This is a genomic window from Tateyamaria sp. LSS28 (assembly GCF_059611725.1).
The window spans coordinates 282,648-296,146 of sequence record NZ_JCAPFI010000005.1 but is presented as its reverse complement, the minus strand read 5'-3'; the positions used below and the strand labels follow the sequence as shown (position 1 = coordinate 296,146).

Sequence of the window (13,499 nt, the reverse complement as noted above, 5' to 3'; positions counted from 1 at the left end):
AATGCCCTCGCCAAACGCTGCGCCAGATTTAGTTTACCGTTAAACTATTTCTGAACACTTCACAACGAAAGCATGGCGCGACAAAACGCCTGACGCAAGGGAAGCCCCGCGCCAGCTCGTCATTGAAACAGAAAAAGTTTGTCAGGCAGCCTTGTCAGCCTGCATGCCTCGCAGAACAGCCCCATAGCCACCTGCGTCCAGATGTGCCTTTTCCGCTGCGGTCGTGGCCCGTCTCAGAACCGCATTGCGGTGCGGAAAGCGGCCGAACTCGCGGATCACTTCGCGATGCGCCCGGGCATGTAGCAGAAACTCGTCATCCTTCATCCGCTCACAGATCAGGCGCACGGCTCGATCCTGGTCACACAGGTTTTCCGAATGCTCAAGCGGCATATAAAAGAACTGGCGCGCAGGCAGATCAATCCGCATGTCCCAGCCTTTCGCGATCGCGGATTTGGCCGCGGCAAGGGCCGCCTTGTCCGTGGAAAAGGCTGCTGCATCATCGCGAAACATATTGCGTGGGAACTGGTCTGTCAGAATGATATAGGCCAGCGCCCCCGACGGATATGTCAACCAAAGCGCAAACTTGCCTTCCGTCGCCGCCTTCCACGCGCCGCCAAAACGGTCGCGTATTTTTTGATCGAATGCAGCGTCAGATTTAAACCAATCATCCGGCGTGCACTCATCCAACCAGAAACTCAATACTTCGTCCGGACCAACCATGGTTTGTCTCCCGCTTCCCATGCCCCGTAATCAAATGGTTACATAAGTTTTCCACAGACCCCAATCACGAAATACGACAGGTGCGACACATTGCGTGTTAGGATGCCGCTTGTGCGTCATCTTCCGCCTCCAAATCAGCCTCAATGGCGTATTCTTGCGCGAATTCCATGCCAACCGGCGTAGTGGTGGCCTGGGACATCACAACATACGAACCCGTTTCTTCGACGGGAACCGCAGCCCGTTGCGTTCTCCGGTAGGCTGCATAGGAAACCAACGCGGCAAACAGCACACCAGTGAACATGTAAAAGCCCGATGGTCCCACGCTTTCCATCAGCGCACCAACAATCAACGGACCAAAAACAGCACCCAGACCATTGATAAAAACCAACCCACCAGACGCGGCCGCCATATCATCGTGATCAAGAAAGTCATTCGTGTGGGCCAAGAGCAGGGAATAAAGCGGGTTTGACATGCCGCCCACGACAAAAGCCGATACCAGAAGCATGGCAAAACTACCGCCCAGAAGCAGACCAAGGACCGAGCCACCACCCCCGATGGCAGCGACGATCAGGATCAACGCCCGGCGATCCATCCGGTCCGAAATCCAGCCAATGGGATATTGCAAAAGCATCGCCCCGACAAAGAAGGTCGACACAAAAGCCGAAATCTGCGCGACCGACAGCCCTACTTGCGTGCCGTAAACCGCCGACATCCCGAATTGCGCGGCAAAGACACCTCCCAGCAGGAACATGCCCACACAGCCCAAGGGCGAGGTCGCGACAAGCGCGCGCAGCGACATCGGCTTGGTTGTTTCAAAGGCCGGCACCGGACTGATCGACAACAGGATGGGCGTAATCGCCAGCGACACCAGCACCGACGGAATGACAAACAGGACAAAGCCCGAGGGATCGGCGGTCAGCAGCAAATACTGGCTGACCACAATGCCGAATGTTTGCACAATCATGTACAAAGACAGAGCCTTGCCCCGGTTCGAATTGTCGGCCGCATCGTTCAGCCAGCTTTCCGCCGTGACATAGACGGCAGAAAAGCAAAAACCGATAACAACGCGCCCGATGGTCCATGCCCACGGATCCGCAAAGGTCGGGTACAGGATCATCACTGCCGAAATCAGCGACGCGAGTGCCGCAAAGACGCGCACATGGCCCACCCGCTGGATCATCCTTGGGGCCAGACGGCTGCCACCGAGAAATCCAAGGAAGTAGGCCGACATGACAATCGACATCTGGGCGGTCGAGAATCCCTCGATCTCCCCCCGAATACCAAGCAACGTGCCTTGCATCCCGTTGCCCACCATCAAAAGCCCCATGCCAAACAGCAGGGCCCAGGCGCTTGTCAGAACTTGGAACATGATGCGGAACTCCTTGAAGGGGTGAAATCACCCTGCCCTGCATTTGCCGACCGTGTCGCAGATATGTGCGACCAGTGTGTGTCGGTTTCCGGTGTCACGTTTGCGGCAACAAAAGCGACGCATCCCCATACGAAAAGAACCGGTACTCCGATTTCACGGCGTGGTCATAGATGGCGCGAATGCGATCCTGCCCCATCAGGGCTGACACAAGCATCATCAATGTCGATTTGGGCAGGTGGAAGTTGGTCATCAACCCGTCCGCCACGCCAAAGCTGAAACCGGGATAGATGAAGATATCCGTTTCCCCTTCCCAGGGCGCGATGCCGCCATCCCGCGCCATCGTCTCGATCAAACGCAGGGCCGTGGTGCCAACGGGAATCACCCGGGCACCGCGTGCCTTGGCGGCCGCGATGTCCTGCGCGGCCCGGGCCGAAACCTGCCCCCATTCGGCGTGCATCTTGTGCTTGGTGACATCCTCCACCTTGACGGGCAGGAACGTGCCCGCGCCCACATGCAGCGTGACATGGGTTGTTTCGACCCCATGATCGGCAAGCGCCTGCATCAGCGCATCATCGAAATGCAGCGAAGCCGTGGGGGCTGCCACGGCGCCGCTATGCTTGGCCCATATCGTCTGGTAGTCCGTCTTGTCCTGCGCATCCGCCGGGCGTTTGGCAGCGATATAGGGTGGAAGTGGCATCGCTCCGGCCTCGGCCAGCGCCGCGTCAAAGTCATCACCGGTCAGGTTGAACCGCAAATACCCCTGCCCGTCCGCGCTGCCCTCAAGCGTGGCCGACAGATCATCGGAAAAGCGGATCACCTCGCCCGGCTTCACCTTCTTCAACGGTTTGACCAAAGCCGACCATGTGCCGTCAGCGCGGGGCTCCAGCAGGGTCGCCTCGATCCGTGCTTCGGTCAGGCCTTGCGCACTTTGCCGTGCGCGGGTGCCGAACAGGCGCGCGGGGATCACGCGTGTGTCGTTCAGAACCAGCAAATCGCCGGGACGCAGCCACGAAACAAGGTCCGTGACCACTTGATCGTGAATCGCGTCCCCTTCGGCCACCAGCAAACGGGCTGACGACCGCGGCGACGCAGGACGCGTGGCAATCAGCGCTTCGGGCAGGTCAAAATCGAAATCATCCAGTTTCATGCGCGCCACGTAGCGACGCAATCACCGATCATCAATGCGTTTTTGCCGTTCAATCCGTCTTTGTTCGGCACGGCTGGGTCCTGTGTCCTCGGGCACAAAGGCCTCCGGTACGACCGGCGCCACCTGCTCCCCTTCGACCCGGGGAACATCCGGCGCCGGGGCGCGGAAAATCTCGCGGAACAAGCCGGGCGTCAGCGCCGACAGCGGATTGACCTGCACGCGCGGGTTCGCCGCCGGGCCGCGCAAACGGTAGTTGAAACCGATCAAACCCTCGCCGCGCCGAGGGGTAAAGATGCCGCCGATCCCATTGATCAGAAACAGGGGTGAGATCACGCCCTGCATGTTCAGACGCCCGCCTGCCACATCATAAACACCATCCATGGACAGCCCCATCGACGGCCCCGTCGCACTGGCCTGTGTCAGTGTCATCGTGGATGGGGTCAGGCGAAAAGAGGCATCGACATTCTGAAAGTGAATGCCGCTGCCGCTCATCTGCTCCAGCAGGCCGACAACACTAAGCGCATTCAAAAGGGCGGCAATGGCCGGCGCATCCTGCACCCGCGTTTCCTTGACACTCAACGTGCCGTCAAAGGCCGCATCTCCTACAGGTAACAGGGTCAGGGACAAGGACCCGCCCCGCGCCTGCTTCAAAATACCGGCTGAGGCCGCCACACCACCCGCATCGTCCGACGTGATGCGGATCGCACTGCGACCGTTCTGCGGCAGCACCTGGCCCCGGATCGGCGTTCGGCCATTCACCCGGGCACGAAACTCGCCATCCAACCCGCGCGCCATGTTGAAATCACCCGTCACGCGATCAAGCGCGATGGTGTCGGTGATCTGCAATCGATCCAAGGTCAGGCTCAACGGCCCGCCCCCCTGCTGCCCGCCGGTGCCCGCACCCGAACCACCAAAATCCGCCGCGCGCAGATCCAGCACGCCGCCACGCACCTCGACCGCCGGCGCAGCCCCAGAACCACGGCCCCACAGATCCACCGGGCCATTCATCCAGTTTCCGACACGAACGCTGCTGAAACTCGCCCGCTCCAGCCCCCCGCCCGGAATGAACGTGATCCCCCCCTCCGCCTGCAAGCCAGGCGTATCCAGCGCAATCCGATCCACACGCGGCAACGGCCCAAGTTGTCCGGCCAGGGTCAGGGACGCAGCGGTTGACGCAGGCTTCGACCACCCCAGCGGCGGCGATGACAGGCGCACCCCACGCAGGTTGGACGACAAGGCAAAGGAGGGGACACCGCCGCCCACCGGCAGGTCAATGGTGATGTCACCGGTCCCCCGACCGGTCACCAACCCGGGCGGAAGGCCCAGTTCAAACGCATCAATCGTCCGCTCTGACAGCTCGATTGTGCCCGTGACCTGGCTCGGTTGCGGCGATCCCTGCCCCAAGGGCTGCGCCCAGCGCGCATCAAACGGCACTCCATCCAACGTTCCGGGGCCAGACACCTCAACCCTGTTTTGCGAGGCGATGACCCGCAACGTGTCAGCCGCCAGACGTCGCCCTTCGATCAGGGTGGTGCTCAAAACATCCCGGGCGGTGCCGGTCGCATCATACTCAACATCCTGGGGCTTCAGCCCCTTCTTCATGGCAAAGGCCAGCGTACCGGCGGCCTGCAAACGCCCATCCGCCAGTGTCGGAGACAACCCCGCGCGCTCCATCACGCTCAGCGGCGGCAAATCCAACAGCGACAGGCCCGCCGTCACCGTGCCGTCTGTTTCCAACCGGACGACGGCAGGCACACCCTCACGCGCACGCACATCGGGAATGATGAAGGACGACCCGCTGACATCGATACGGCCACCACGCGGTGACGCGACAAAGCCCTGATCAACGGCAACCACAAAACGGCCATCCAGCAGGCTGGCGCTCCCCCTCGCCTGCTCGACCGGGGGCATCGTCTTGAGGTAACGCACCCGCGCGTCCTCGTAAGCAAACCCGGCATAGGCGACAGTCGGGCTGCCGGGCGTATCTCGCAGCGCAACATCAATGTCGCGCATGAACCCATCTTGCAGGTTCTCCAGCACCCATTTGCGGGCCTTGGGCGCATAGCGATCCGGCCAGATCTCCAACAAGCGTTCAGGCATCATGCCCGCCACCTGCGCATCCAGCTCATAGCTCCACCCATCCGGGGCAGCCAACAATGCGCCCTGCGCAATCAGGTTTTGCCCATGGTCCTGAAACAAAGCCTGTCCAACATCCAGCCGAAAGGGATCAAGGCGCAAACGGAAATCCAGCTGTGCCGCCTGCATCTCGATCGGTTCAGGATACAGGTTATCGGGATTTGCACTTAATGACGTGGCCCGAAACTGGCCGACAAGATCATCAAGACCACCCTGATCGTCCAACCCCAGAACCGCCTGACCGTCGATCTGCGCCGTGATCCACGCGCTTTCGACCGACAGTTCGTCGAAAGTCAGAACGGTGTCGCCGGGATCATAGCTGAAGTAACTGCGCGCCGACTGGAACGGCACCGGTCGTGTCGCGTCGGTTGGTTGAATAACACCCGCGCCGATATTCAGCGACACATTTAGCGGGTCCAGCGCACCATCCGCACCAACACCGCCACGCACCGCACCCGATATCGGGGCACGCACCACGTCAAGCCATTCAAAGGCCGGTGCGAGAACCGCAATATCTGCGGCATCCACATCGCTGACCAAGACACCAAAGGTGGCCGATGACTGCCCGACCTGACCCTCGTAATTGGCCTCCAGCGTCGCCACGTCCTCGCCACCGCTCAGCAAGGCAAGGTCCGAAGTAATGCGCACTGCGTCGCCGTCGCGCGCCAATCGCATCCGACCACCGTCAACCGTCCACGCGCGGGAGGATCTGACATCCTCGACCCGCAGGGTCAGCGCCTGAATGTCGCCCGAGGTCAGGGCAGACAGGCCTGGCAAGGTCAGCAGTTCATCAACGCTTTCGATCAGCAAGGCCAGGTTGGCCGCCCGTTGTGTTGGCCCGGTCAGATCCAGACCGCCGGACAGAATGACCGATCCATCAATCTCACGCCGCATGCTGGCAAAGACTCCCGACACGCTGATGTCCGTGGGGCGAAACTCTCCCCGCGCCAGACCGGTCACGGATAAACCAATCCGCATTTCGGAAAAGCCCACAATCTCAACACCAGCGGTGTTCAGCACTTGCACATTGCTCATGCGGACCCGTGGCTTGCTGCTGTCCTCGACAACAAGATCGAGCGCATCAAAGCGCAGCGACGCCGCGCCCAACGCTTGTCCTGCCCGCACCTCAATCCGGTCGCGCAACCAATCCGGTGCCGCAACCGGTCGCCCGATCAGCACATAGATGGCGGTGCCCAGAATGACGGCAAAGAAAAGACTGAAAAACAGGCTCCCCAGCCCAAGGCGACGCCACAGGCTTTTTTTCCGCCGCGCGGGCGGTTCAGGAGTCGGGTCTTCACTGCTCATGTCTTTATTCTTGTCCGCCCAGCCCTATCATGCCAGTCACAACTTTCCCAAGTCTTATGAAAAGGCCGAAACATGCTCGATATCGCCTCCCCCGCCCCTGACTTCACCCTGCCTGACAGTGATGGAAATGATGTGACCTTGTCGGCGATGCAAGGCGGTCCGATCGTGCTTTATTTCTATCCGCGCGATGACACGCCGGGTTGCACCAAGGAATCGATCGCCTTTTCCGAACATCTGGCCGAGTTTGAATCCGCTGGCGCCAAGGTCTTTGGCATCTCCAAGGACAGCGTCGCCAGTCACGCCAAGTTCGCCAAGAAACGCGAGCTGACCGTGGGGCTTTTGTCGGACGAAAACGGCTCGGTCTGCGAGGATTACGGCGTTTGGAAGGAAAAGAACATGTACGGTAAAAAGTACATGGGCATCGAACGCACAACCTATCTGATCGACGCCAATGGAAGTGTTGCAATGGTCTGGCCCAAGGTGAAGGTGCCCGGTCACGCCGAAGCGGTGCTGGCGGCTGTCAAAGCCCTGTGACCGGATGGCATCTGCCTGAGCGGTTCCAGACGTCAGCAGGTTTTGTTGCCGCTGGTCGAACCGGCACCGGCCCTGCGCTGGTGCTGGCCCATGGCTGGCCCTGGTCGTCCTTTTCCTGGCACCGCGTCATTGCACGCCTGTCCGAACGGTTCACCGTGCATTGGTACGACATGCCCGATTTCGGCGCTTCGGAACATCGGGCCGACCGTCCCAGCGGGATTGATGCGCAAGCGCAGGTCTTGGCCGAGATGCTCGACCATTTCGACCTGCGCGCACCCATTGTCTGGGCGCATGATTTCGGCGGCGCGATCGCACTGCGGGCGCATCTGATGGGCGGTGTCGACTACACCCGTCTGGTGCTGATGAACGTGGTGATGATGCGCCCTTGGGGCTCCGGCTTTTTCGATCATGTGAAACGTCATGTCGATGTGTTCTCCGCTGTGCCGCCGCACATACATCGGGGTATTGTCGAGGCGTATATTGGCGGCGCTTTCGCACATGGCATCGCCCGGGACGACATGGATCAACTGGTCGCACCTTGGCTGGACGCTGAGGGCCAGATCGCATTCTATCGCCAATTCGCGCAAGCGGACGAGGCGCTCACCGCAGCGTTCGAGGACAAACTGGATAAGGTCAGATGCCCCGTTCACATCTTGTGGGGCGCGGACGATCCGTGGATACCCTTGGCGCGCGGGCGCGTTTTGGCTTCGGCGATGGGCCGCCCACCCATGACAGAACTGCCGGGACTCGGACATATGCCGCAACTTGAAAATGCTGACGCAACGCTCCGGGCAGCCCTGCCCGCCCTCGCCTCATGATGCCCCTTGCACAGATGGCCGAGGCTGTGCTGCGCACCTCAGACGGCCGGGAAAAGACGGCCCTGTCCCGCAAGCTGGCCGCCGAATGGAAAGCCGCACGGGCCGACGGGCACACACCTGACATCGGTACCGCCTCTCCGCCCACGCACCCGGCGCGGCCATCAACGCCCGAACTGCTCAGCCCCCGCGACGTGCCGCGCCGCCGCCCCGGCAGCCCGCAGGGGCGCATCGCGCTGCTGCACGCCGTGGCCCATATCGAACTCAACGCCGTGGACCTGCACTGGGACATTATCGCCCGCTTCACCCATGTGCCGATGCCCATGGGGTTTTACGACGACTGGGTGAAAGCGGCAGACGAAGAATCCAAACATTTCAACCTGATGTGCGACTGCCTCGAAGAGCTGGGCAGCCACTACGGCGCCCTTCCGGGCCATGCGGGCATGTGGCGCGCCGCCGAAGACACGGCAGAGGATTTCATGGGGCGGCTCGCCGTTGTCCCCATGGTCCTCGAAGCCCGCGGGCTCGACGTAACGCCGGGCATGATCGACATCTTCCAAAAAGCGAAACTCGATAGCGCCGTCGCCGCACTCGAAACCATCTATGCCGAGGAAGTGGCCCACGTCGCTTACGGCTCGAAATGGTTCCACTTCATGTGTGGGCGCGACAATCTTGACCCCAAGGATGCGTTCCACGCCTTGGTTCAGAAATACTTCCACAGCCCCCTCAAACCACCCTTCAACGAGGAAAAAAGAGCCGAAGCCGGGCTGCCCCCGGATTTCTACTGGCCTCTTGCGCTAACAGACTGATCCGTATGGATATCATGCGCGGTTTTCCGCCAATTTGATACATTTCCGCACCGGTTTTACACAGAACGTAGCGTGAGACTTGCCGCCAAAGCGCTGTGACTTTATGCACAGGCGTTAGGGCGTCGTGTTTGGGGATATGAACGCCGCTGTGGGATGGGAACTAAAGGGACGAGCGTTTTGCGGACACGCCTCGGCATTAAGTGGCACGGACTTCTGGAAAAGTATTTTCCCGAGCGTCGCGTCTTTCTCAAATCGGACAATGACACAAGGTTCATCCGGCTTCGGCCCGGCACACAACTGCTCGCTTTCGCGGGCAGTTCTTTTGTTGTGGCATGGGCAATCGTGGCAACGGCCATCCTGCTCATGGACAGCATCGGGTCCGGCAACTTCCGCGAACAGGCCAAACGCGATCAAAGCACTTACCAGGCGCGCCTGAACGATCTGGCTGGTCAACGCGACGCCCGCGCCGAGGAAGCACTGGCCGCACAAAACCGCTTCAACGCCGCCCTTCAACAGATCTCCGTCATGCAGTCCGAACTGCTGACGTCCGAGACACGCCGCCGCGAACTTGAAACCGGGATCGAAGTGATCCAGGCGACACTGCGCGGCACCATGAAGGACCGTGAAACAGCACGCGAACAGCTGGCCGCGCTGCAGGACCAGGTTGAGACCGGTGGCGCAGGAACGGCACTCGCCGCAAATGGTGGTGGGGCACCCATGGATTTTGTGGCAGACGCGCTCGCGAAAACTGCCGCGGAACGCGACAAGATCGAACAGGACGCGCAGGATGCGCTGCTTGCCGCCGACGCAATGGCGACCGAAATCGCGCTGATGCGCGAACAGAACGATCAGATTTTCCGCCAGCTCGAAGAAGCGATGACCGTGTCGGTCGCGCCTCTGGACAAGATGTTCCGCTCGGCAGGCATGCCCACCGACCGGATTATCGAGCAAGTCCGGCGCGGCTATTCCGGCCAGGGTGGCCCGCTGACCCCCCTGTCCTTTTCGACACGGGGTGAAGAACCCAGCCCCGACACGCTGCGTGCCAATCGCCTGCTGAACCAGATGGACACGCTGAACCTCTACCGGATTGCCGCACAGAAAGCCCCCTTTGCCACCCCGGTCAAATCCGCCTTCCGCTTCACATCGTCGTTCGGCTTCCGCCGCGACCCCAAAACGGGCGGTCGACGCATGCACAAAGGCGTCGATTTCGCCGCCGGTCTGGGCACACCGCTCTATGCCACGGCCGACGGCGTTGTGACCCATGCAGGCTGGCAATCGGGCTATGGCAGACTTGTCAAAATCCAACATGAATTCGGGATCGAAACCCGCTACGCGCACCTGTCACGGCTGCGTGTGAAAGTTGGTCAAAAGGTCTCGCGCGGGGACCGGATAGGTGATATGGGAGCGTCTGGACGGGTAACCGGCGTGCATCTGCACTACGAAGTCCGCGTCGGCGGAAAAGCCGTCAACCCGATGATCTATATCAAGGCAGCCAACGATGTTTTCTAAGAGCAAAATCAACGATCCCGCGCCCAGCACCGATGCGGAGAAAAAAGCGGCACCGGCCGCCCCTGCCCCCGCAGCGCCCAAACAGCAAAGCGAATTCAAGGCCAGCGCGCCCAAGGCGAAACCACCCGCCTCGCTTCTCTCAGCTGACCTGCACGTCACGGGCAACATGAAAACCACCGGCGACATCCAGGTCGAAGGCACAGTTGAGGGCGACATTCGCGCCCACCTGCTGACCATCGGTGAAAGCGCCACGATCAAGGGCGAGGTCGTCGCGGACGACGTCGTGATCAACGGTCGCATCGTGGGCCGCGTCCGTGGCCTGAAAGTGCGCCTGACCTCGACCGCACGGGTCGAAGGCGACATCATTCACAAGACAATCGCCATCGAAAGCGGTGCCCATTTCGAAGGGTCCGTACAGCGTCAGGACGATCCTCTGAACGCGGGCGGCAACAAGCCCAAGGCACCACCGCAGCAGCCATCGCCAGCGCCGCAAAACGGCTAGGGTCTTTTTCACATGACAGACACACGGGCGCCCCAGACCACTGCGGCGCCCGTTTTTCATCCCGGGTTCTGCGCGGAACGCAGTCGCCCCTACATCCTTGTTGCGGCGGTACTCGCCAGCGCCCTCGGCATCATCGACGGCACGGTCGTGGCCATCGCCCTGCCCGCCATGCGCGACAGCCTGGGCGCGGGGCTGGTGCAGGCCCAGTGGATTCACAATGCCTATATGCTCACGCTATCGGCCCTGATCCTTGTCGGCGGGGCCATGGGTGACCGTTTTGGACTGGGCCGCGTTTTTGGGCTGGGCATTGCGCTTTTTGTTGTGGCGTCGATGTTTTGCGCCCTCGCCCCCACGCCGCTCTTCATGATTGTCGCGCGCGCAGTGCAGGGTGTGGGCGCGGCCATCATGGTGCCCGGCTCGCTCGCCCTGATTGCCCGCGCCTATCCTCGCGAAAGTCGGGGGCGCGCCATCGGCACATGGGCTGCTGCAACCGCAGTCACCACTGCTGCCGGGCCCATCATCGGCGGGCTTACCCTGACCATTGGCGGGCCCGAAATGTGGCGCTGGATCTTTGCAATCAACCTGCCACTTGGCGCCTTGGCGCTGTTTCTACTATACCGCCATCTGGGCGACGACCCAGCCAAGGAGAATGCCCGCGTTGACATTCCCGGTGCCCTGACCGCCACTGCCGCTTTGCTGGCCATCGCATGGGGACTGACCTCGCTTGATCATGGCGGCAACGCGACGATGTGGTTGATCGGTGGCGCGGTGATGCTGGTGATATTCCTATGGACGCAAAAGCGTGGCGATCATCCGATGATGCCGCTCACGCTCTTTGCCTCCCGCCCCTTCTCTGCTGCAAATGCACTCACTTTCACGCTCTATTCCGCGCTGTCGATGATGTTCTTCTTCATGCCGATGACATTCATCGCAGGCTGGGGGCTCAGCGAGATCGCAGCCTCCGCCGCTTTCGCGCCCATGTCGGTGTTCATTTCGCTTTTGTCGGCCCGCGCGGGCAAACTGGCCGACCGGATCGGGCCCGCCCCCCTACTCATGGGGGGATCACTGGTGGTTGCGACGGGCTACGCGGCGATGGCGATCCTCGCACCGTATCAGAATTTCTGGGGTCACATCCTGCCTGCCATGTGCCTCGTCGGTCTCGGGATGGCAGCCGTCGTGGCCCCGCTCTCGACCTCAATCATGGCAGCGGTGGACGAAACCCAATCCGGCACGGCCTCGGGCATCAACAACGCTGTCACGCGCATGGCAGGCCTCATCTCGGTGGCCGCGGTCGGCGGGTTCGTCGCTGCCCTCTACGCAGGCGCAGGGGGCACCGCCAGCTTCGGAATCGAGAGCGATACAGCAGGTCACGGCGCGGCCATGACAACGGCATTCACAGGGCTTGCTTGGATCGCCACAACGCTCGTAGTGATCAGCGCAGGCCTCGGCTGGTTGACCCGAAGTGTAAACGAAAATTAACCTTTAACCCAATTTAAATCGTTTAGGTTTGGTTCTTAAAAATCTGATCTAAAAAGAAAAAAGGGCGCACTTAAAGTACGCCCTCCCACTTTGTCCCCGCGGGGACAGATTTTTACTCGGTGACCGACACCTTGGTCATCACATCCGGCGCACCTTCAATCGCACCCGACCGCGGGTGCCCCCGCTTGATCTGGTCCAGCACCTCAAGGCCCGAGGTCACGCGGCCTACAACGGTGTACTGGCCATCCAGAAACGGCCCCGGCTGGAACATGATAAAGAACTGGCTGTTGGCACTGTTCGGGCTTTGCGACCGCGCCATGCCGACGACCCCACGGTCAAAGGTGATGTCCGAAAATTCGGCTGGCAGATCCGGTTGGTCGGAGCCCCCGGTCCCCGCGCGACGTCCATCATAGTCACCGCTGGTGTCGCCGAACTGCACGTCACCGGTCTGCGCCATGAAGCCGTCGATCACCCGGTGAAAGGCCACCCCGTCATACTCGCCGCCCTCGGCCAATGCCGTGATGCGCGCAACATGTTGCGGCGCCGTGTCTTCGAGCAGATCGATCGCGATGGTGCCATTGGCCTCACCGCTCACCGTGATCTCTAGACCGGACGCAAAGGCTGTCCCCGCGGGGACAGCCAGCATAGCGGCGGCGATCAGGTTACGCCACATCGGCGGCCACCTTCACGCTGATCATACGGTCAGGCTCGGCAGGCGGCTCGCCCCGCACGATGGCGTCCACGTGCTCCATGCCAGAGGTCACCTGACCATAAACGGTGTACTGACCGTTCAGGAAATCATTGTCCTTGAAGTTGATAAAGAACTGGCTGTTTGCGCTGTCGGGGTTGGCCGACCGCGCAGCCCCCAGCGAGCCACGAGCGTGGGGTACCTTGGAGAACTCGGCCGGAACGTCCGGCTTGTCCGAACCACCTGTGCCGGCCATGCGGATATTGAACCCGTCTTCCATGTCGCCGTGCTGCACATCGCCCGTCTGCGCCATGAAACCGTCGATTACACGGTGAAATGCGACGTTGTCATATTCACCGGCGCGCGCCAGTTCCTTCATCCGCTCGACATGCTTGGGGGCCACGTCGGGCAGCAGTTGAATGGTGACGGTTCCGCCTTTGAGCTCCATCAGGATCGTGTTTTCGGGGTCTTTGATCTCGGCCATGT

The 13,499-nt window shown here is 61.1% G+C and carries 12 protein-coding genes; 6 read left to right on the top strand and 6 right to left on the bottom strand.

Annotated features, from left to right (window positions below; genetic code table 11):
• Positions 1-141: 141 nt before the first annotated feature.
• The 4 genes from AC53L6_RS17115 to AC53L6_RS17100 form a co-directional block, all read right to left on the bottom strand.
• Positions 142-720, bottom strand: coding sequence for a DUF924 family protein (locus tag AC53L6_RS17115; protein ID WP_299603053.1), 579 nt, complete (start codon positions 718-720; stop codon positions 142-144).
• Between the two features lie 97 nt (positions 721-817).
• Complete coding sequence (locus AC53L6_RS17110) at positions 818-2,089, bottom strand: MFS transporter (RefSeq protein ID WP_299703028.1); 1,272 nt, start codon at positions 2,087-2,089, stop codon at positions 818-820.
• Between the two features lie 94 nt (positions 2,090-2,183).
• Positions 2,184-3,236, bottom strand: a complete 1,053-nt coding sequence (gene queA, locus AC53L6_RS17105; protein WP_496908722.1) for a tRNA preQ1(34) S-adenosylmethionine ribosyltransferase-isomerase QueA — start codon at positions 3,234-3,236, stop codon at positions 2,184-2,186.
• Between the two features lie 21 nt (positions 3,237-3,257).
• Positions 3,258-6,677: a DUF3971 domain-containing protein gene (locus AC53L6_RS17100; protein WP_496908721.1), complete on the bottom strand. Its 3,420-nt coding sequence runs from the start codon at positions 6,675-6,677 to the stop codon at positions 3,258-3,260.
• 72 nt (positions 6,678-6,749) lie between these two features.
• On the opposite strand from AC53L6_RS17100, the gene bcp reads away from it, so the two are divergent.
• The 6 genes from bcp to AC53L6_RS17070 all read left to right on the top strand — a co-directional run bounded on the left by bcp (position 6,750) and on the right by AC53L6_RS17070 (position 12,325).
• Positions 6,750-7,211 (top strand): thioredoxin-dependent thiol peroxidase, encoded by a 462-nt coding sequence (gene bcp, locus AC53L6_RS17095; protein ID WP_299206570.1) that lies wholly within the window; start codon positions 6,750-6,752, stop codon positions 7,209-7,211.
• Positions 7,208-8,029, top strand: coding sequence for an alpha/beta fold hydrolase (locus AC53L6_RS17090; RefSeq protein WP_496908720.1), 822 nt, complete (start codon positions 7,208-7,210; stop codon positions 8,027-8,029). The genes bcp and AC53L6_RS17090 overlap by 4 nt, the downstream gene beginning before the upstream one ends.
• The gene (locus AC53L6_RS17085; RefSeq protein ID WP_496908719.1) at positions 8,026-8,835 is read left to right on the top strand and encodes a ferritin-like domain-containing protein; all 810 of its coding nucleotides are present in this window, start codon (positions 8,026-8,028) and stop codon (positions 8,833-8,835) included. The genes AC53L6_RS17090 and AC53L6_RS17085 overlap by 4 nt, the downstream gene beginning before the upstream one ends.
• Before the next feature lie 177 nt (positions 8,836-9,012).
• Positions 9,013-10,344 carry a M23 family metallopeptidase gene (locus AC53L6_RS17080; RefSeq protein ID WP_299703041.1) on the top strand — a complete coding sequence of 444 codons (1,332 nt, stop codon included), beginning with the start codon at positions 9,013-9,015 and terminating at the stop codon, positions 10,342-10,344.
• A complete protein-coding gene (locus tag AC53L6_RS17075) occupies positions 10,334-10,846 on the top strand; it encodes a bactofilin family protein (RefSeq protein ID WP_299206578.1) in 513 nt (170 codons plus the stop codon). Before AC53L6_RS17080 ends, AC53L6_RS17075 begins: the two co-directional genes overlap by 11 nt.
• A gap of 12 nt (positions 10,847-10,858) precedes the next feature.
• Complete coding sequence (locus AC53L6_RS17070; RefSeq protein WP_496908718.1) at positions 10,859-12,325, top strand: MFS transporter; 1,467 nt, start codon at positions 10,859-10,861, stop codon at positions 12,323-12,325.
• Positions 12,326-12,437: 112 nt separating this feature from the next.
• Here the strand turns inward: AC53L6_RS17070 and AC53L6_RS17065 are convergent, their stop codons facing one another.
• Both AC53L6_RS17065 and AC53L6_RS17060 read right to left on the bottom strand, forming a co-directional pair.
• The gene (locus AC53L6_RS17065; RefSeq protein ID WP_496908717.1) at positions 12,438-12,998 is read right to left on the bottom strand and encodes a peptidylprolyl isomerase; all 561 of its coding nucleotides are present in this window, start codon (positions 12,996-12,998) and stop codon (positions 12,438-12,440) included.
• A complete protein-coding gene (locus tag AC53L6_RS17060) occupies positions 12,988-13,497 on the bottom strand; it encodes a peptidylprolyl isomerase (protein WP_299549276.1) in 510 nt (169 codons plus the stop codon). Before AC53L6_RS17060 ends, AC53L6_RS17065 begins: the two co-directional genes overlap by 11 nt.
• Positions 13,498-13,499 lie beyond the last annotated feature (2 nt).

Bases quoted from the DNA above. Each gene is read 5' to 3' on its own strand.
- AC53L6_RS17115 (WP_299603053.1), bottom strand. From the start codon at position 720: ATGGTTGGTCCGGACGAAGTATTGAGTTTCTGGTTGGATGAGTGCACG.
- AC53L6_RS17110 (WP_299703028.1), bottom strand. From the start codon at position 2,089: ATGTTCCAAGTTCTGACAAGCGCCTGGGCCCTGCTGTTTGGCATGGGG.
- queA (WP_496908722.1), bottom strand. From the start codon at position 3,236: ATGAAACTGGATGATTTCGATTTTGACCTGCCCGAAGCGCTGATTGCC.
- AC53L6_RS17100 (WP_496908721.1), bottom strand. From the start codon at position 6,677: ATGAGCAGTGAAGACCCGACTCCTGAACCGCCCGCGCGGCGGAAAAAA.
- bcp (WP_299206570.1), top strand. From the start codon at position 6,750: ATGCTCGATATCGCCTCCCCCGCCCCTGACTTCACCCTGCCTGACAGT.
- AC53L6_RS17085 (WP_496908719.1), top strand. From the start codon at position 8,026: ATGATGCCCCTTGCACAGATGGCCGAGGCTGTGCTGCGCACCTCAGAC.
- AC53L6_RS17075 (WP_299206578.1), top strand. From the start codon at position 10,334: ATGTTTTCTAAGAGCAAAATCAACGATCCCGCGCCCAGCACCGATGCG.
- AC53L6_RS17070 (WP_496908718.1), top strand. From the start codon at position 10,859: ATGACAGACACACGGGCGCCCCAGACCACTGCGGCGCCCGTTTTTCAT.
- AC53L6_RS17065 (WP_496908717.1), bottom strand. From the start codon at position 12,998: ATGTGGCGTAACCTGATCGCCGCCGCTATGCTGGCTGTCCCCGCGGGG.
- AC53L6_RS17060 (WP_299549276.1), bottom strand. From the start codon at position 13,497: ATGGCCGAGATCAAAGACCCCGAAAACACGATCCTGATGGAGCTCAAA.